Annotated in this window: 19 protein-coding genes and 1 pseudogene; 10 read left to right on the forward strand and 10 right to left on the reverse strand. The window is 66.2% G+C overall.

The features are described 5' to 3' along the window. The 5 genes from B3547_RS09875 to B3547_RS09895 form a co-directional block, all read left to right on the forward strand. The coding region (locus B3547_RS09875) for an SDR family oxidoreductase (RefSeq protein WP_292962607.1) at nt 1–424 on the forward strand (424 nt) is incomplete at its 5' end. 59 nt (nt 425–483) lie between these two features. Beyond that, nucleotides 484–1356: a crotonase/enoyl-CoA hydratase family protein gene (locus tag B3547_RS09880; RefSeq protein WP_292962610.1), complete on the forward strand. Its 873-nt coding sequence runs from the start codon at nt 484–486 to the stop codon at nt 1354–1356. Beyond that, the gene (locus tag B3547_RS09885) at nt 1353–1991 is read left to right on the forward strand and encodes a TetR family transcriptional regulator (protein ID WP_124807741.1); all 639 of its coding nucleotides are present in this window, start codon (nt 1353–1355) and stop codon (nt 1989–1991) included. Before B3547_RS09880 ends, B3547_RS09885 begins: the two co-directional genes overlap by 4 nt. Nucleotides 1992–2150: 159 nt before the next feature. Continuing rightward, the gene (locus B3547_RS09890) at nt 2151–2609 is read left to right on the forward strand and encodes a MarR family winged helix-turn-helix transcriptional regulator (protein ID WP_124807740.1); all 459 of its coding nucleotides are present in this window, start codon (nt 2151–2153) and stop codon (nt 2607–2609) included. Then, a complete protein-coding gene (locus B3547_RS09895; RefSeq protein ID WP_292962614.1) occupies nt 2606–3388 on the forward strand; it encodes a fumarylacetoacetate hydrolase family protein in 783 nt (260 codons plus the stop codon). The genes B3547_RS09890 and B3547_RS09895 overlap by 4 nt, the downstream gene beginning before the upstream one ends. Nucleotides 3389–3504: 116 nt before the next feature. Here the strand turns inward: B3547_RS09895 and B3547_RS09900 are convergent, their stop codons facing one another. The 7 genes from B3547_RS09900 to B3547_RS09930 form a co-directional block, all read right to left on the reverse strand. Continuing rightward, nucleotides 3505–4503, reverse strand: a complete 999-nt coding sequence (locus tag B3547_RS09900) for a type II secretion system F family protein (protein WP_124807738.1) — start codon at nt 4501–4503, stop codon at nt 3505–3507. Between the two features lie 18 nt (nt 4504–4521). Then, nucleotides 4522–5493: a type II secretion system F family protein gene (locus B3547_RS09905; protein WP_124807737.1), complete on the reverse strand. Its 972-nt coding sequence runs from the start codon at nt 5491–5493 to the stop codon at nt 4522–4524. Between the two features lie 91 nt (nt 5494–5584). Next, the gene (locus tag B3547_RS09910; protein ID WP_124807736.1) at nt 5585–6868 is read right to left on the reverse strand and encodes a pilus assembly protein CpaE; all 1284 of its coding nucleotides are present in this window, start codon (nt 6866–6868) and stop codon (nt 5585–5587) included. A 3-nt stretch (nt 6869–6871) separates the two neighbouring features. Next, nucleotides 6872–7546 (reverse strand): CpaD family pilus assembly protein, encoded by a 675-nt coding sequence (locus tag B3547_RS09915; RefSeq protein ID WP_124807735.1) that lies wholly within the window; start codon nt 7544–7546, stop codon nt 6872–6874. A 14-nt stretch (nt 7547–7560) separates the two neighbouring features. Next, on the reverse strand, nt 7561–9195 hold the full coding sequence (locus B3547_RS09920) for a type II and III secretion system protein family protein (RefSeq protein WP_292962618.1): 1635 nt from the start codon (nt 9193–9195) through the stop codon (nt 7561–7563). A gap of 1 nt (nt 9196) precedes the next feature. Continuing rightward, on the reverse strand, nt 9197–10228 hold the full coding sequence (cpaB, locus tag B3547_RS09925; protein WP_124807734.1) for a Flp pilus assembly protein CpaB: 1032 nt from the start codon (nt 10226–10228) through the stop codon (nt 9197–9199). Nucleotides 10229–10291: 63 nt separating this feature from the next. Continuing rightward, entirely contained in the window at nt 10292–10780 is a 489-nt protein-coding gene (locus tag B3547_RS09930; protein ID WP_292962621.1) for an A24 family peptidase, read from the reverse strand. A gap of 93 nt (nt 10781–10873) precedes the next feature. Here B3547_RS09930 and B3547_RS09935 point away from each other — a divergent pair, with 93 nt between their 5' ends. The 3 genes from B3547_RS09935 (at nt 10874) to B3547_RS09945 (ending at nt 13302) form a co-directional block, all read left to right on the forward strand. Then, a complete protein-coding gene (locus B3547_RS09935; protein ID WP_124807732.1) occupies nt 10874–11836 on the forward strand; it encodes an alpha/beta hydrolase in 963 nt (320 codons plus the stop codon). A gap of 37 nt (nt 11837–11873) precedes the next feature. After that, nucleotides 11874–12992, forward strand: coding sequence for an NAD(P)/FAD-dependent oxidoreductase (locus tag B3547_RS09940; protein WP_292962624.1), 1119 nt, complete (start codon nt 11874–11876; stop codon nt 12990–12992). Between the two features lie 127 nt (nt 12993–13119). Then, nucleotides 13120–13302: a YegP family protein gene (locus tag B3547_RS09945; protein ID WP_124807730.1), complete on the forward strand. Its 183-nt coding sequence runs from the start codon at nt 13120–13122 to the stop codon at nt 13300–13302. 32 nt (nt 13303–13334) lie between these two features. Here the strand turns inward: B3547_RS09945 and rnhA are convergent, their stop codons facing one another. Genes rnhA through ispH form a run of 3 tightly spaced genes read right to left on the reverse strand, consistent with a single transcriptional unit; the run spans nt 13335 to nt 15748 of the window. Further along, a complete protein-coding gene (gene rnhA, locus B3547_RS09950; RefSeq protein WP_124807729.1) occupies nt 13335–13766 on the reverse strand; it encodes a ribonuclease HI in 432 nt (143 codons plus the stop codon). Next, a complete protein-coding gene (gene thrB / locus B3547_RS09955) occupies nt 13763–14740 on the reverse strand; it encodes a homoserine kinase (RefSeq protein WP_292962626.1) in 978 nt (325 codons plus the stop codon). The genes rnhA and thrB overlap by 4 nt, the downstream gene beginning before the upstream one ends. Before the next feature lie 12 nt (nt 14741–14752). Beyond that, nucleotides 14753–15748, reverse strand: a complete 996-nt coding sequence (gene ispH / locus B3547_RS09960) for a 4-hydroxy-3-methylbut-2-enyl diphosphate reductase (RefSeq protein WP_124807727.1) — start codon at nt 15746–15748, stop codon at nt 14753–14755. Nucleotides 15749–15904: 156 nt separating this feature from the next. Between ispH and B3547_RS09965 the strand changes: the two genes are divergently transcribed. Together B3547_RS09965 and B3547_RS09970 are read left to right on the forward strand one after the other, a co-directional pair. Beyond that, entirely contained in the window at nt 15905–16597 is a 693-nt protein-coding gene (locus B3547_RS09965; RefSeq protein WP_125954841.1) for a hypothetical protein, read from the forward strand. A 128-nt stretch (nt 16598–16725) separates the two neighbouring features. Next, a pseudogene (locus B3547_RS09970) lies at nt 16726–17135 on the forward strand (arginine--tRNA ligase); the annotation flags it as partial.

A 17135-nucleotide genomic window follows, 5' to 3' on the forward strand; every position in this document is an offset into this window, starting at 1 on the left:
CGGCACGTTCCGCTGCATCGCCAAGTCGGCGGCCGGCATGCTGACACTTGATCCGTGTGACGAGTTCGGTGAGCGCGGCGCGATCGTCAACACCGCGTCGGTCGCCGCGGAAGACGGACAGATGGGCCAGGCGGCCTATTCGGCCTCGAAGGGTGGCGTCGTTGGCATGACCCTGCCGATCGCGCGCGACCTCATGGGCGAAGGCATCCGCGTCAACACGATCCTGCCGGGCATCTTCAACACGCCGCTGCTGGCGGCCGCGCCGCAGAACGTGAAGGATGCGCTGGCCGCCTCCGTTCCGTTCCCCAAGCGGCTCGGCATGCCCGAGGAATACGCCAACCTCGCGCTCTGCATGATCGAGACGGGCTATTTCAACGGCGAGGACGTGCGGCTCGACGGTGCCATCCGCATGGCGCCGCGCTGATACCAGAACACGGGAAGGGCGCGGCAACGGACGCGCCCTTCCATCCCCGGGAGAGAACGATGACCGGCTATTCGCAGATCCTCCTCGATATCGAGGAGGGCATCGCCACGCTGACGCTCAACCGACCCGAGAAGATGAATGCCTTCACGGGCACGATGATGCAGGAAGTCATCGACGCGTTCGACCGCACTGATGCCGATGACGCGGTGCGTGCCGTGATCGTCACCGGGGCGGGTGATCGCGCCTTCTGCGCGGGAGCGGACCTCACCCCCGATGGCAAGGGCGGGCCGTTCTCCAGCGATGAACAGGTCACGGACCTGTCGGACCCACGGGTGCGCGACAGTGGCGGGCTTTTGACCTTGCGGCTCTACCGGTCGAAGAAGCCGATCATCGCCGCCGTGAATGGCGCGGCGGTGGGCGTGGGCGTTACCATGCAGTTGCCGATGGACATCCGGCTCGCGTCGAAGACGGCGCGTTTCGGCCTCGTTTTCGCGCGGCGCGGCATCGTGCCCGAAGCGGCGTCGAGCTGGTTCCTGCCGCGCATCGTGGGGCTGCCGCAGGCGCTGGAATGGACCATGACCGGCCGCGTGTTCGATGCCGAGGAAGCTTTGCGCGGCGGCCTCGTCCGATCGCTGCACGAGCCTGGCGAACTGCTCGATGCGGCCAGGGGCCTCGCGCGCGAGATTGCCGATAATACCAGCGCCGTGTCCGTGGCCATGACCCGCGCGATGTTGTGGCGCAATGCGGCGGCGGACCACCCGATGGCGGCGCACCGCGTCGACAGCCGGGCCATCTACACCCTGTCGCGCGGCAGCGATGCACAGGAAGGTGTGGCTAGTTTTCTTGAAAAACGCGCTCCCCGCTACCCCGGACGCGTTTCATCGGATATGCCCGCCTTTTATCCATGGTGGGACGAGCCGGACTGGGAATGACCGAGACGAACAGGAAACAGGACACGATGGATACGCCCGGCGCGCGCGAGTTGCTGCTCCAGACGGCTTCCGCGATCATGCGCGAAGGCGATCTGGTGGACATTTCCCTGTCCGAGCTTTCGTTGCGTTCGGGGCTGAACTCGGCGCTGGTAAAATACTATTTCGGTAACAAGGCCGGTCTGCTCAAAGCCTTGCTGGACCGGGACATGGAAGCCATCGTCCGCAGTGTCGATGCGCTGGTGACCAAGGACGACATGGCGCCCGAAGCCAAGCTGCGGCGCCATATCTCCAAGGTCATCGAAACCTTCTACGCCTATCCCTATCTCAATCGCCTGCTGATGCGGCTGGTCCGCGACAGCGACGATGCGGAAGCGAAGAGGATCGCCGCGCAATACCTGACGCCGCTTCACCTCGCCTACGAACGGCTGATCGACGAAGGCGTCAAGGCCGGTGTGTTCCGGCCGATCGATGCGCAGCTTTTCTACTTCACGCTGACGGGAGCGGCCGACCGTTTCTTTTCCGCGCGACTGGTCCTGCGGCACTGCTTTGATCAGGATACGCTGACCGAAGAACTGCGCGACCGCTATCGCGAACATACCATCGACATCATCATGGCCGGTATTCTGGCGCGTTGAAACGCGCGATCACGGGAAGGACCAAGGCAGGCGGGCTGATGCCCGCCTAAAGAAAATGTCGTGCGACCGGTCGGCTTCGCTTGAATTAATGGCATCGCCCTTTTCGCAGGCAACATTGTTTCGCTTGCGAGTCAGGTTGGTTTCATGTGAAGCGATCTTATGGCCGGAAAGCAGACCCGTCTCGATGAGTTCATACCCTATCGCATGGCTGTTACCGCCAATGCGGTAACCGATCTCATTTCCGGCGAATACAAGAACGAATTCGGCCTCAAGATCCCGGAATGGCGCGTGCTGGCGGTGCTGGGTGATGCGGGATCGCTGACCCAGCGCGAACTGGTGCGCGTGACGCTGATGGACAAGGTGGCTGTCAACCGCGCCTGCAAGGTGCTGGAAGATCGTGGGCTGGTCAGCCGCAGTCCCAACGTTGCCGACGGACGGTCGCATCATCTTATGCTTACCGAAGCCGGCCGCGCCATGTACGATCGTCTGTGGCCGCAGGCGCAGGAAATCTACGAGCGGATATTCTCCGCGCTCACCGAGCGCGAGACGCAACGTCTGCGCGTGATGCTCGACAAGCTGCTGAAGGCGGCGCGGGTAATCGAGGGAGAACGCAGATGAAGCTGACTTCGCTACCACAGGGCCGGGACGGCAGACTGATCATCGTCTCCAACGATCTGGCCTGGTATGCGGATGCGGACCACATCGTGCCGACCTTGCGCGATCTGCTCGATTCCTGGGATCGGAACGCTCCGGTGCTGGAATCGCTGGCGATTGAACTCGAACATGGCGCGATCCCGCGCAAGCGGTTTCACGAGCGCGAGGCGGCAGCGCCGCTGCCCCGCACCTTTGCCGCGTTCACCGGTGCGGTCCGGACGTCCAGCGACGATCTGCGCGGCGGCCGTGATCCGCTGACTTTGTCCGGGAGCGGGCAGCCGGCCGAAATCGAGATCGGCCTCGTCGCGGTAACGGGTGACGTGCCACAAGGCGTTTCCGCCGCCGATGCGCTGGCGCGGATCAGGCTGGTTGGGCTGGTTGATGATCTCGTGCTGCGCGGGGCAGAGGGCGCGCCGGCACTGGCGGCGCGCCATTTTTCGCCGGTGTTCGTCACGCCCGACGGTCTGGGTGAGGCATGGCAGGGCGGCCGGCTGCACCTGCCGCTTTCGGTCGAGCGCGGCGCCGAACCGGTCGAGCGGCTTGCCAGCGATGCCGTGTCCGATCTTGGCGCGCAGATCGCACATCTGGCGACCACACGGCGGCTGTGCGCGGGGACACTGGTTGCCACCGCGCCGCTCGGCGTCGTGCCGGTCGCCGTGGGAGAAACGATGCGGATCGAGGCGCGCGATGCCAAGGGACGTGCGGTGTTCGGCGCGATCGAGCAACAGGTCGTGCGCTTCTAGCCCGCGTCGTCCCAGCACAAGCTGGGATCTGGGGCGGCTGCGGGAAAACCTTCGGCAGGTTCGGTCCAGCGTCACGAGATCCCAGCTTGCGCTGGGACGACGCGGTTTGCGGACGCTTACTTGCGGTTGATGAAGTTGTCGCTGATCGAACAGGCCGCCGGCCCAAGGATCACGATGAACAGCGTCGGCAGGATGAACAGGATCAGCGGCACGGTCATGATCGCGGGCAGGCGCGCGGCCTTTTCCTCGGCGCGCATCATGCGTTCGTGGCGAAACTCGGCGGACAGCACACGCAGCGCCGATGCCAGCGGCGTGCCGTAGCGCTCGGTCTGGATCATCGTGGTGGTCACGCCCTTCACCGATTCCAGGTTCACGCGATAGGCCAGGTTCTCGAAGGCCTGCCGCCGCTCGGTCAGGAACGACAGTTCGATCGCGGTCAGCGCGAATTCATCGCCCAGTTCGGGATAGGCGCGGCCCAGTTCGCGCGCCACGCGATTGAATGCGGCGTCGACCGTGAGGCCGGCTTCGGCGCAGATGACCAGCAGGTCCAGCGCATCGGGCAATCCCTTGCGGATTGCGGAGGTGCGCTTGCCGATGAGGTTCTGCACGAACAGGTCAGGCCCCTTGTAGCCCAGTATCACGATGACCGCGAACGCCATGAAGCGCTTGAAGCTGCCCCATTCGGGGAAGTAGTTGATGCCGTAGATCACCAGCGCGGCGATCAGGCCCAGCACGATCGGTCCGATCATGCGGCCAAGGATGACCGCGACGGCCCATTCCTTCTTGCGGATGCCGCCTTGCGCCAGCTTCTGCTGGATGGTCGCAAGCTGGCTGTCCTGCAGCACGCTCATCTTTTCGAGGAACGTGCGGATGATATCGGTCGTCTCGTTGCGGTGGACGATGCTCGCACGCTTGCGCGTGTTGGAGGTCACGATACCGGCCTTGAGCTGTTCGCGGCGTTCGTTCAGCGCTTTGACGCGCTTGGCCATCGGGTCCTTGACCGTGATCGCGGCGTAGATGGCGAGCATCACCGCCGCCGCGGCGACGCCGGCAAGGATCGAGCCGACGGCAAGGACGTCGAAGCCGAGGAGGGTGGGGCCGTGCGGGGCATCCATGGTGTGCGTTTCCCTCGCTCAGATCTCGAAGTTGACCATCTTGGCCATGATGAAGCCGCCCAGGCTGAGCCAGACCATGCCGCCCAGGCCGATGACGATCAGGCGTTCGTCGGTGAAGAATTTCAGCATGTAGGCCGGGTTGATCCAGTAGATCAGCCCGAACACGATGAACGGCAGCGAACCGATGATGTAGGCGGAAGCTTTGGATTCCGAGCTCATCGCCTTGATCTTGAGCTTCATCTGGGCGCGCTTGCGCAGCACGTCGGCCAGGTTCGCCAGCGTTTCGGCAAGGTTGCCGCCGGTTTCGCGCTGGATGGCCAGCGTGATGCAGAAGAAGTTGAATTCCGGAAGGTCCAGCCGATCGCCGGTTTCCTGCATCGCTTCGTCCATCGTCCGGCCCACCTTGATGCGGTCGGTTACCAGCTTGAATTCCTCGCCCACCGGGCCGGGAAGTTCGTTTGCCACGACGGTCAGCGTTTCGCTGATCGGCAGGCCGGAGCGCAGGCCGCGCACCAACAGTTCCAGCGCATCGGGAAAGCGGGTGACAAAGGCGTTGGTACGCTTGTTGATCGCGCGGTTGACGATCATGTGGGGCAGGCCGGCACCAACAAGGATACCGGCGCCCAGGCCCAGCAACGGTGCCCCGGTCTTGAGCGTGGCCAGCGCCATGACGGCAACGCCCAGCCCGATCGAGGCATAGACGTACTGCGTCAGCGTCCAGCCCTTGCCCGTGCGGTGCAGGCGCAACGCTAGGGCTTCGGACCGCGATGCCGATCCGGCGATGCGATAGGTGGTTGGCTTCCGCGCGGCCACGGCCTTGCGGTATTGCGCTTCCATCTTGTCGGAAGCGCTTTCCGAGTGGCGGAAACGCACGGCCTGAAGCCGGCGCTGGCTTTCCTTGGCGGGCGAAGGCCCCAGGAAGAGGGCATAGCCGATGCCGAACAGCGCCAGCACGCCGAAGACGACGACGATCAGGGGCAGGGTGTTCATCGGCATCGGTTTCTTACCTCAAACCGCCACCTTCCGGCCTGTCGGGGGCGGAAAGGTGGCTTCATTGTCGTGCGCCAGGGCCGGGGCGGGATCAGGAGGCCGGGGCGGCCGCCTTGCCCTTCTTGGCCGCGAGCATCTTCTTCAGATCGAACTTGCTCAGCAGCGAAGCCTTGCCCGCCGCGCCTGCGGCAACGGGCTTCATGTCCGCATCGTCGCCCGCGTTGACGATCGCCTTGCCGATCTCGGCGATGACCGTCGTGGCCTTGATGTTGCGGTTGGCGCCCACGAACGTCTGGCCCAGCTTGGCCGCGTTGGCGGCGGCCTTGGCGTCATAGGGGATCATGAAGTCGATCTTGCGTTCGATCGAGGCTTCGAAGTCCGTCTTGCTGATTTCGCCGATGCCGGCGTGGACCTTGTTGACCACCACGAGCGCCTGCGCGTGGGGCGCGTTGCCCTTCAGCCACGACAGCAGGCGGATCGCGTCGCGCGCGCCGGCCAGCGTCAGTTCGGTTGCCACGACCGCCACGTTCACTTCCCCCAGCAGGTGCGGGAAGTTGATCAGCATGTTGCGGGGCATGTCGATCACGGTCATTTCGAACGCGTGGCGGAATTCCTCCTGCAACTGCACGAAGGCCGCCCCGTCGGTCATCAGCGGCGCATTGATCGGCGCTTCCGCGGACAGGATCGCGAGATTGTCGTTCGCGCGGATCATCGCGCGTTCGATGAACAGCCCGTCGATGCGGCTGGGATTGTCGATCGCGTCGGTCAGGCCACGGCCCGGTTCGAGATCGAGCGTCAGCGCGGCGGTGCCGAAGTGAACGTCGAGATCGAGCAGCGCGGTCGGCATCTTCTGGTCGGAACTGAACAGCCAGGCCAGCGAGGTTGCGATCGTCGACGCGCCGACGCCGCCACGCGTGCCGACCACGGCGGTCGAGATGTGGCGCTTGATCGCACCGGCATCGCTGGTCTTGGGCGCGGCGAAGATCGCCTGGGCCTGGACCAGCGCATCGCGGACCTGGTTGGGCGACAGCGGCTTCAGCAGATAGTCCTGGATGCCCGAGGCAACCAGATCGCGATAGAGCCGCACGTCGTTGACCTGGCCGACGGCGATCACCACCGTGCCGGGTTCGCAGACTTCGGCCAGCGCGTTGATGTCGGTCAGCGGGTCGCCGCTTTCCGAAAGGTCGACCATAAGGATCGCCGGGCTGGCTGTGATCGAGAGCGACTGGATCGCGTTGCGCAGGCCGCCCTTGTTGCACTTTTCAGGCTGCCAGCCCATGTCGACCACGATCGACCGCAGGACATCCAGCGCCGCGTCGTCGCACATGAAGGCGGCGAATGTATCGCGATTGCCGTTCTTGAAGGGCGCGTTCATGGCTTAGTTCACTCCCGACTGGCTCGACTGCTGCTTGACGGTGGTGCCACCACCGCCGGTCGGCTTGGCGTCGCGATAGGTGCTGATGGCCTTGGTCGAGCTCATCACCACCGTATCGCCGGTGCCGGTTGCGCCGTGGACAAGGTGTTCCTTGTCCGCCACCATCGCGGCAAGGTTGGCGTTGGTCGCGCAACCGAAATTGGACGAAGCGCCATTGCCGAAATTGGCATCCGACTTGGCGGACCAGTCCGGGCAGCCGGGCACGCTGGCGGTGGTGCGGGTAATGACCACGCGCGCCATGCCCACCGGCACCACGCCCTCGGTCACCGGCGCGGTATCGGCCAGCAACAGCCCGAAGCGCGCGGCCACGGCCTCAACCGCCGTGCGCGTCGCGCCCGACTGGACGGGATCATCCACCGAAACGCGGTCGCCATAGCGGAGGCCCAGCGTCTCGAACCAGTCGGCCAGACGGCGCTGGTCCGCAACTGGAACGCCGCCGCCCGTCAGGGTGTTGACGTCGAACGTATAGAGGTTGCGCTCCACCACGGGCTGGTGAACGCTTTCGAGCGACCGGTTGGTCGGCATGCCGCCGCAGCCGGAAAGGGCAAGGCCAAGCGAGAGGGCGATGGCGGCCCCGGCGAGACGGACGCTGACAGGGCGGTTGGAAGTTACGGGCATCGGTCGTCCCTCTCTCAATTGATGCTGAAGCCGGGGGCGGGTGCCTCGGCGCTCTTGCCGGAACGACGGGCGTTGCGCGGTTCGGGCGCGGCCTTGTCGGCGGATGCGGAGGGCGCCGATGGCTTGTCCAGCGCGCCGACCTGCGAACCGGACTGCACGCTGCCCGGCTTTTCGGTGGGGTGCAGGCCCTGCTTGCCGCTGACGCTGTCGCTTTCCATGTTGCCAAGGATTCGCTGGACCTCGTTGGCGGTCTGGAAGCCGTCGGTCGGCAGTTTGATCTGGTTCGCGTCCACCGGGTTCACCAGATAGGGGGTGACGACGATCACCAGTTCGGTCTCACCGCGCTTGAACCCGGTCGAACGGAACAGGGTGCCCAGGATCGGGATGTCGCCGGCGCCGGGCAGCTTCTGGATGTTGTTCTGCGAGTTGCTGTTCATCAGGCCCGCGATCATGAAGCTCTGGCCCGAACCCAGTTCCACCGTCGTTTCCGTGCGGCGCACGGTCAGCCCGGGGATGGTGAAGCCGGAAATCTGCACGGCGCCCTGCGAGGACAGCTCGGACACTTCCGGGCGCACGCGCATCGAGATGCGGCCGTTGGAGAGCACCGTCGGCGTGTAGGACAGGCTCACGCCATAGCGCTTGTATTCGACCGAGGTCGTGCCAAGGCCCTGGCTCATCGGGATCGGGAATTCGCCGCCCGCCAGGAAATCGGCGGTCTCGCCCGACATCGTGGTGAGGTTGGGCTGCGCCAGCGTGGTTGCGAGGCCGACCGTTTCGGCCGCATCCAGCTTGGCCAGCATGCCCAGCCCGAACAGCTTGCCCGCCGCCGCCAGCGTGGTGCCGGTGGACGCGGGGTTAACCGTGGTGCCCGGAAGCAGCGCGACCTGCCCGGTCGACGGGTCGACGCCATAGTAGCTGACGCTCGAACCCACACCCAGAGGGGCGCCGGGATGGAAGGTGGAAGCAGCCGATCCCTGACCGATGCCGAACTTGAAACCGCCGGTGCCGTCGATCGAGGTGATATTCGACGTCAGTGACTTGACCACTGAGCGGCTGACTTCGGCGATGCGCACCTGCAAGTTGACCTGCAGGGGCGTGGCCAGCTTCAGGCGGCTGATGACCTGGGTTTTTTCACCCACGAACGCCTTCACCAGCCGTTCGGCCTCGGCCGCGTCTTCCGGCGCGCCGACGGTGCCGGTCAGCAGCACGGTGTTGTTCATCGTTGCCGTCGAGATCTTGGCGTCGGGCATCGCCAGGTGGAGCATCTGGTCCACGCTGTCGATATTGGTGCCGACGCGGACGTTGGCCGACCAGATCACGTCGCCCTTGCCGTTGCTGGCATAGACAGTGGTTTCGCCGCCGGCCTTGCCGAACACATAGAGCTGGTTCGTGGCCTTGACCTGCACGTCGGCAATGTCGTTGTTGGCGACGAACACGTCCGACATCCGGCCCGGCAGGGTGATCAGTTCACCGCGGCCAATGGCGATGGCGATGCTGCGTGCCGGGCTGGTCACGCTCTGGGCGCTTGCCGCGTCCAGTGCGCCTGCCAGGGCCAGCGGCGTGACGAGCAGCGCGGCCGGAAGCAGCGAGAAGGTGATGCGGGCTTTCATGGTCTTGCCTTTCGCCTGCGCGGGGATGTGCTGATCCATCTCAGTTTGCCCCTACCGCGACGGTTTCGGTGTCCTTGCCGCGGGTGATCCTGACGATCGGGCCGCGGTTGATGATGATCGGCGCTCCGGCCGGGGCGGCCATCGGGGGCGCGCCGGCGGCCATGCCGTGCGTTCCGAAGCCAGCCGGCACCATCGATGGCATGGTCTTGCGCTGGAAGCGCGAGACGTCGCCGCCGGTGACGAAGCTGGAACCGTTCTCGACCGGCTGGTGCATCGCCTGCTTGATCAGCTTTTCCTCGTCGGCCTTGGTGGCGCCCGCCGGGATCTTGACCTGGCCCGATGCCAGCGCCTGTTCCAGGTCGGCCGAATTGTCGGCGATCGAGCGGAGCGAGAGGCTGATCGTGCCCAGCGTCTGGGCGACGGCGATCTTTTCCGCGATCTTGGGCGTCACTTCGACCGTTACCGTGCCGAAGGTGTGGACGCGGGTTTTGCCGTCCACGGTTTCCTGTTCGGTCGACTGGTCGGTCGCCAGCACGCGCAGGTTCTTGAGGATGGTTTCCGACGTCTGCAGCGCGGCCTGATTTTCCGCACCCTTGACCGATTGCGTCAGGACAAGGTCGATGTGATCGCCGGGGAACACGAAGCCGGCGACGGCGGTGTGGTCCGAAACCGCTATGGTTACGGCGCGCATGCCCGGCCCGAGCGCGGCGGCGAGGAAGCCGCGATCGCCCGGCGAGACGAGCGATCCGCGCGTTACCGGTTCGCCTGCCGTGATCGGCTGGCGCACCACGGTGCCGAGCATCTTCGCCATGTCCGCTTCGCCTTCGACGAAATAGGCATCCTGCACGAGATCCTTGGGCCAGGGCTGGTAGCCGATCGCATCCGCGGTGATGATCGTGCCCAGCGGCAACGCGCGCTTGGCTACCAGTACCTTGGGACCGCTTTCGATTTTCGCGGCAGCCTCGGCCTGCGGCGTCGGTGCGCCGCCTGAGAGCAGGCTCCTTGCCGCAAAGGCCGTGCCGATCGCGACGATCAGCGCCCCCACCAGCAGAAACAGCTTCTTTCTATCCATGGCCTTCTATCCCGCCCTCTTGTCCGGATTTGCGCCTTTTCAGGGAAATTGGTTAAAATTGGCCTATCCTGCCGAAACGGCTTGCAAAGCGGCCCAGTTGGTAGTGCCGATGATCCACAGTCCGCCGGCGGCGATCGCTACGCCGTAGGGGATTTTCAGCTTGTCCTTCTGCCGCCGCATCACGTGCCAGCCGCCCAGCACGATCGTCAGGATTCCTCCCGTCAGCGCCATGATCACCAGCAATTGCAGGAACAGCTGGCCCGGTATCCACAGCGCCAGCGCGGCGAGCAGCTTGACGTCGCCGCCGCCCATGACCCGCAATGCGAACAGGCCGGCGAGGATGGCGAAGGTTAACAGCGCCACGCCTATCTGCACGGCGATGTCCGGCCAGACATGCCAGCCCATCGCGAACCAGAACGCGGGCGCGGCCAGCGCGATGGCGGCGTTCAGCCAGTTGTCGATCTGGCGGCGACGGATATCGGTGAAAGCGGCAACCAGCAGCGCGATTGCCAAGGCTCCGACCAGTCCGTAAACGATGAAATTGCCCTGCATGGGCTATGCCTTACGCGACAACCACTTACCAAACGGTAACCAAGAGTCGGCGGGGATTTCCGTCGATTCTGGCCCGATGGGGATCGGACCTGCATGGCGGTGAACATCGATCGGAGAGCGATTCCCGCCGCGGCGACGGAAGCATGGTGGTCCGCGCGCGACGGCCATGCCATCCGGCGCATCGATTGGCAGCCGGCCCCGGAAGGCGCCGCCACCGTTCGCGGGTCGCTTCTGTTCATGCCGGGACGCGGGGATTTCTATGAAAAGTACCTCGAGACGCTGGATCACTGGCATCGGCAGGGCTGGCGCGTAACCGCGGCCGACTGGCGCTGGCAGGGCGCTTCGGGGCGGTATGGGGACAATCCCCTAGCGGGCGATGTCCGCGATTTCGGCGTGTGGATCGACGATCTGGCCGCGTTCTGGTCCGACTGGCGGGCGCAGACTCCGGGGCCGCACGTGATCGTCGGCCATTCGATGGGCGGGCATCTCGTGCTGCGGGCGGTCGTGGAGCGGCGGATCGATCCGGTCGCGGTCGTGCTCAGTGCGCCGATGCTGGGGCTGACCACGCCTGGTCCTTCGGCGCTGCATCAGGCGTTGGCGCGCTTCATGTGCCGGATCGGCGATCCGGGGCGGCTGGCGTGGAAGACCAGCGAGAAGCCGGGCTCGTCCCCGGCGGGCCGTCATGTCCTGCTGACGCACGATGCCGACCGGTACGCGGACGAGCTGTGGTGGAAGGAACAGCGCCCCGCGCTGGCGATCGGGCCTGGAACCTGGCGCTGGGTGGAACGGGCGGTCGCCTCGATTCGCGGGATGGAGCAGCCGGGCGCGCTGGAGGCGGTCGACCTTCCGGTGCTGATCCTCGGCGCGCGGCACGATGCGCTGGTCGGCTACCGCGCGATCGCGCGGGCCGCAGCGCGGTTGCCGCGCGCGCAACTCGTGACCTGGGGCCGTGAAGGCCGCCACGAGCTGCTGCGCGAGGCCGATCCCGTGCGCGATCGGGTAATCGCGACGATCGACGATTTCCTCGACCGCATGGCACCGGCTATCGCACGTTGACCCATCGAACGCTGACTTCAGGACTCTGCCGCAACCCGTGACCACCGAGACTTTCGACATTGCCGTGATCGGCGCGGGCATGGCCGGCGCCAGCCTTGCCGCCGAACTTGCACCTTACGCCCGCGTGCTGGTCATCGAGGCGGAGGATGCACCGGGCTATCACACCACCGGCCGGTCGGCGGCGTTCTGGGAGGAAACCTACGGCGGCCCCGGAGTCGTTCCGCTGACGATGGCGTCGGGCGGGTACCTGCGCGAGCATGGCTTCCTGTCGCCACGCGGGGCATTGAGCATCGCGACGGCCGAGGACCGGCACAAGCTCGAAGCCTATGCCGAAAGCTTCGGCGCGATGGGGATCCACATCGAATGGCAAAGCCGCGCGGCGATGGACGCGCGCGTGCCCGGCTTGCGCCCCGAGTGGGCTTTCGCGACCTGGGAGCCGGATTGTTCGGACATCGACGTGGCCGGGCTGCACCAGCACTACCTGGCCATCGGGCGCCGGGCCGGAACCGTGCTGCGTGTCCGGGCGCGGGTTTCGGCGGTGGAGCGCGAGGCGGCGGGGTGGCGCGTCGTCTGGGGCGAAGGGCAGGGTGCAGGAGCAGCGCGCGCGGCGATCGTGGTCAATGCCGCCGGCGCGTGGGCGGACGAGGTTGCAACGCTCGCCGGAGCCGCCCCGGTCGGAATCCTGCCCCTGCGGCGCACGATCGTGCAGTTGCGCACCGATCCCGAAGCATTGGCCGACATGCCGCTGACACTGGGCATCAACGGAGACTTCTATTTCAAGCCGCAGGCCGGCCGGCTGTGGCTTTCGCCGCACGACGAGATTCCCGACGTGCCCAGCGATGCCGCGCCCGAGGAACTGGACGTGGCGGTGGCGATCGATCGCTTCGAACATGTGCTGGACTGGCGCATCGCCGCGCTGGAGCGACGCTGGGCGGGCCTGCGCAGCTTCGCCCCCGATCGCTTGCCCGTCTATGGCTTCGATCCGCTGCGCGAAGGGTTCTTCTGGTTCGCCGGGCAGGGGGGCTTTGGCATCCAGACCGCGCCGGCGGCGGCCCGGCTGGCGGCGCAAATCCTGCTGGGACACCCGGTCGACGCGATGACGGCGGGGATCGACGGGGCGCGCTATGCCCCGTCGCGCTTCGCCATGGCTGCCTGACGGTCCGGCGTTTGCAAAATCACCATTCCGGTGGCGATTGACGATAGCCTCTTTGCGCAGCCAAGCCGCGTGCTATCCCGTGCGCGGGGGCTGATCCTGACTGATCCAGCGCGAAGGAGCGGGTGTGATGGCGCATCGTTTTGAAATCCGGAAGAACAAGGCCGGCGAGTTCGTCGCCTATTTCTGCTACAACAGCGAAACCATTTTCTGGACCGAAGGCTATTCCAGCAAGGCGAGCGCGAAGAGCGCGATCGAATCGATCCAGAAGAATGGGCCCTCTGCGCCGGTGGAAGATACCACCGTCGCATAAGCGCTCAGGCGCAAAGCGCCGCGCGGTCGCGCTCAGGCGGCCTGCGCGGCGTCGCTGGCCAGACGGTCCACCCGTTCGTTCTCGGGGTGGCCGTCATGGCCCTTCACCCAGACCCATTCGATCTTGTGCGGCCGGGCGGCCGCGACCAGCGCGCGCCACAGGTCGTCGTTCTTGACCGGTTTCCTGTCCGCGGTCTTCCAGCCGTTTTTCTGCCAGCCGAAGACCCACTTGGTGATGCCGTCCAGCACGTACTTGCTGTCGGTATGCAGCGTCACCTGGCAGGGCTGTGTGAGCGCTTCGAGCGCCTTGATCGCGCCCATCAGTTCCATGCGGTTGTTGGTCGTCTCCTTTTCGGAGCCGGCCATTTCCTTTTCGTGTTCGCCCATGCGCAGCAGCGCGCCCCAGCCGCCCTTGCCGGGGTTGCCCTTGCACGCGCCGTCGGTGAAAATCTGGACGTGCTTCACGCGAAGACCCCGGCGTTGGCGGGATCGGCATAGAACGCCAGCCGGCGGGCGAAGGCCATCGGGTCCTTGCGCGTGACCAGCGCGTCGGCGGGCGTGTTCAGCCAGTCATAGGCGCGGCTGGCGGTGAAGCGGATCGCCGCGCCCTGTGCCAGCACCGGCAAGGCGGCGCGCTCTTCCGGCAACAGTGGGCGCACGCTCTCGTAGCCTTCGAGAAGCGCGGCGGAGATGTCCGCGTGAAACGCCTTGCCCGCGCTGTCGAAGCACCAGGCGGCGTGCGTCACCGCCACGTCGTAGGCGGTGGTGTCGTTGCAGGCGAAGTAGAAGTCGATCAGGCCGGTCACCCTCTCGCCCAGCATCAGCACGTTGTCGGGGAACAGGTCGGCATGGATCACCGAACGGGGCAGGCCTTCAGGCCATTGCGCGGCGAGCCGGGGCAGGGCTTCCTCCACCAGGTCCGCCAGCACGGGATCGATCGCGGAAAGGCCGTCATGCCCGCAGGCGTCCAGCAGGCGCTGCCATTCCGCGCGGTCCATGCCGTTCGCGCGCGTCTGCGGGAAGTCGGCGGCGGCAAGGTGCAGTTGCGCCAGCGCCGCGCCGACGGCACGGGCCTGCGCCGGCGTGGGATCGGCGACGGAAACGCCCGGCAGGAACTCGATCAGCGCCAGCGCTTTTGCGTCGCGCACCTGATACAGCCGCCCGTCGCGAGCGTGAATCGTGCGCGGCACGGGGCACCCCTTGGCCGCGAGGTGATCGAGCAGCGACAGGAAATAGGGCAGGTCGTCCAGATCGATGCGGAATTCGTACATCGTCAGGATGAAGCGCGCGCCCTTTCCGTTCGCGCCGGTCGTCTCGATCAGCCAGTTGCTGTTCGACACGCCCTCCGCGATGCCCTTGGCCGAAACCAGCTGGCCGATGTCGAAGCTGGCCACGATATCGGCCATCGCCCCGGCGTCGAGGTGGGTATATACCGCCATTGCCCGGCTTTCTCAGTTGGTAAGCTGGCGGGGCAGCTTGAACACCATGTTCTCCTCGTCGCGCACTTTCACCGTTTCCTCGGTGACGGTGCGCCACGTGGCGAGCAGGTCCACCACTTCGCGCACCAGGATTTCCGGGGCGGAAGCGCCGGCGGTAAGGCCCAGCGTGGTCACGCCCTCCAGCCAGGCCGGATCGATTTCCGCCGCGCGCTGGATCAGGAAGGCGCGTGTACCCTGCCGCTCGGCCACTTCGGCCAGGCGCAGCGAATTGGAACTGTTGGGCGCACCGATCACCAGAATCAGGTCGCAGGCGTCCGCGATCGCCTTGACTGCCGCCTGACGGTTTGACGTGGCATAGCAGATGTCTTCGGCGCGGGGGCCGACGATGCGCGGAAAGCGCGTGCGCAGCGCGGTCACGATCTCGGCCGTATCGTCCACCGAAAGCGTCGTCTGGGTCAGGAACGATAGCGGCAGTTCGTCCGGGAACTCCAGCCGCGCCACGTCCTCCACCGTTTCGACCAGCGTGATCGCGCCGTCCGGCACCTGGCCCATCGTGCCGATCACTTCGGGGTGGCCGTGGTGGCCGATGAACAGGATGTGACGGCCCGCCTCGACCTGCCGTTCCGCCTGCCGGTGGACCTTGCTCACCAGTGGGCAGGTGGCGTCGAGCCAGTCCAGCCCGCGCGAATTGGCTTCCGCCGGAATCACCTTGGGCACGCCATGCGCCGAGAACACCACCGACGCGCCATCGGGCACTTCGTCCAGCTCTTCCACGAAGATCGCGCCCTTGGACTTCAGCCCGTCCACAACGAAGCGGTTGTGAACGATCTCGTGCCGGACATAGACCGGCGCGCCATAGAGCGTGATCGCGCGCTCGACGATCTCGATCGCGCGGTCCACCCCGGCGCAAAAGCCGCGCGGCGCCGCGATCAGGAGCTTGAGCGGGGCCTTGGCGTCGGCCGCGTGGCCGGTGGCCGTCTCGGCCTGGTCTGGAAAGGTGGCGTTCATTGGGCGGGCATTAGCAGCGGCATCACGTTCCGGAAACCTCTCAAAGTCCGAGCATTGCCGAAAGGTTCGGGCGTGGCTAGAGGAATTGCGCTGCCCCGTGGATCATCTTGTCGGTTCGCGCGGACGCGGCATCGTCTTTTAAGGATTTCTGCGCTCATGACCGCCATCTTCCGCCGTGTTTCGAAGTCCGGTGTCGCCATCGGTTCGGCGATCGGCGCCGCCTTGCTGGCGGGCACGCTCTCCGGCTGCGTCAAGAGCAAGGGCGAACTGGTCGTTGATGACAGCGTGGGCGTAACGGCGCTGCGCGATCCTTGCCCGCGCGTGGCGATTCCCGAATATGCCGGCGACGTGACGTTGTTCTCCGATCCCAAGCGGACCGATTCGGGTGCGCTCGACGTGACCGCCTCGATCACCAACCTGCGCAGCACCTGCGATCAGGGGCAGGGTGGGGACAAGCTCTACACCATCGCCACGTTTGACGTGCTGGCGCGCCGTGCCGACACGCGCGGCGCGCGCCATGTCGAACTGCCCTACTTCTCGACCGTGATGCGCGGCGGCAACGTCGTCATTGCCAAGCGCGTCGGCACGGTAAGCATCGATTTCGCCGACGGGCAGGATCGCGCCACAGGCCATGCCAAGGCGGCGTCCTACGTCGATCGCGCGCAGGCGACGCTGCCGGAAGAGATTCGCAACCGCCTCAGCCGCAAGCGGCGCGCGGGCGATGCCGATGCCGCGATCGATCCGCTGGCGCAGCCCGACGTGCGCGCCGCGATCGCGCGCGCCACGTTCGAGCTGCTCGTCGGCTTCCAGCTGACCGACCAGCAGCTGACGTTCAACGCCACGCGATGACGCTTGTTGCGGGTCCGGCGGCGATTGCCGGGCTTGCAAAACCGCCGCGCCGCCGCAAAGGGGGCGCTGGATGATGATCGCCTCCGTTCCTGCGGGGGCGATCGCCCGTTTTTCGTGAGCCTTTTCCGATGTCCGATGTTCAAGCCAATCTTCACGCCGCCTTTGCCCGGGTGATCGACGCCGCGCTCGACGCGCTGGAAGCCGCCGGCACGCTGCCTGCTGGCCTGCCGCGCGGCGCGGTGACCTGCGAGCCGCCGCGCGATCCCTCGCACGGTGATCTGGCGACCAACGCGGCGATGGTGCTGGCCAAGCCCGCCGGCACCAACCCGCGCGCGTTGGCGGCCGCGCTGGTGGCGGAGCTGGAAAAGGAGCCCCGCGTGACCTCGGCCGAAATCGCAGGGCCGGGCTTCATCAACCTGCGCCTGACCGACGGCGCCTGGCTGGACGAGCTGCGGCTGATCGCGGTGGCGGGCGCCGGCTATGGCCGCTCGACGCTGGGCGGGGGCAAGGTCGTCAACGTCGAATACGTCTCCGCCAA

The organism is Novosphingobium sp. UBA1939, from assembly GCF_002336885.1.
Lineage (GTDB): Bacteria > Pseudomonadota > Alphaproteobacteria > Sphingomonadales > Sphingomonadaceae > Novosphingobium.

Bases quoted from the DNA above. Each gene is read 5' to 3' on its own strand.
- B3547_RS09915 (WP_124807735.1), bottom strand. From the start codon at position 7,546: ATGCCCGTAACTTCCAACCGCCCTGTCAGCGTCCGTCTCGCCGGGGCC.
- B3547_RS09890 (WP_124807740.1), top strand. From the start codon at position 2,151: ATGGCCGGAAAGCAGACCCGTCTCGATGAGTTCATACCCTATCGCATG.
- ispH (WP_124807727.1), bottom strand. From the start codon at position 15,748: ATGAACGCCACCTTTCCAGACCAGGCCGAGACGGCCACCGGCCACGCG.
- B3547_RS09885 (WP_124807741.1), top strand. From the start codon at position 1,353: ATGACCGAGACGAACAGGAAACAGGACACGATGGATACGCCCGGCGCG.
- B3547_RS09895 (WP_292962614.1), top strand. From the start codon at position 2,606: ATGAAGCTGACTTCGCTACCACAGGGCCGGGACGGCAGACTGATCATC.
- B3547_RS09920 (WP_292962618.1), bottom strand. From the start codon at position 9,195: ATGGATCAGCACATCCCCGCGCAGGCGAAAGGCAAGACCATGAAAGCC.
- B3547_RS09910 (WP_124807736.1), bottom strand. From the start codon at position 6,868: ATGAACGCGCCCTTCAAGAACGGCAATCGCGATACATTCGCCGCCTTC.
- B3547_RS09900 (WP_124807738.1), bottom strand. From the start codon at position 4,503: ATGGATGCCCCGCACGGCCCCACCCTCCTCGGCTTCGACGTCCTTGCC.
- thrB (WP_292962626.1), bottom strand. From the start codon at position 14,740: ATGGCGGTATATACCCACCTCGACGCCGGGGCGATGGCCGATATCGTG.
- B3547_RS09905 (WP_124807737.1), bottom strand. From the start codon at position 5,493: ATGAACACCCTGCCCCTGATCGTCGTCGTCTTCGGCGTGCTGGCGCTG.
- B3547_RS09965 (WP_125954841.1), top strand. From the start codon at position 15,905: ATGACCGCCATCTTCCGCCGTGTTTCGAAGTCCGGTGTCGCCATCGGT.
- B3547_RS09945 (WP_124807730.1), top strand. From the start codon at position 13,120: ATGGCGCATCGTTTTGAAATCCGGAAGAACAAGGCCGGCGAGTTCGTC.
- cpaB (WP_124807734.1), bottom strand. From the start codon at position 10,228: ATGGATAGAAAGAAGCTGTTTCTGCTGGTGGGGGCGCTGATCGTCGCG.
- B3547_RS09880 (WP_292962610.1), top strand. From the start codon at position 484: ATGACCGGCTATTCGCAGATCCTCCTCGATATCGAGGAGGGCATCGCC.
- B3547_RS09935 (WP_124807732.1), top strand. From the start codon at position 10,874: ATGGCGGTGAACATCGATCGGAGAGCGATTCCCGCCGCGGCGACGGAA.
- B3547_RS09930 (WP_292962621.1), bottom strand. From the start codon at position 10,780: ATGCAGGGCAATTTCATCGTTTACGGACTGGTCGGAGCCTTGGCAATC.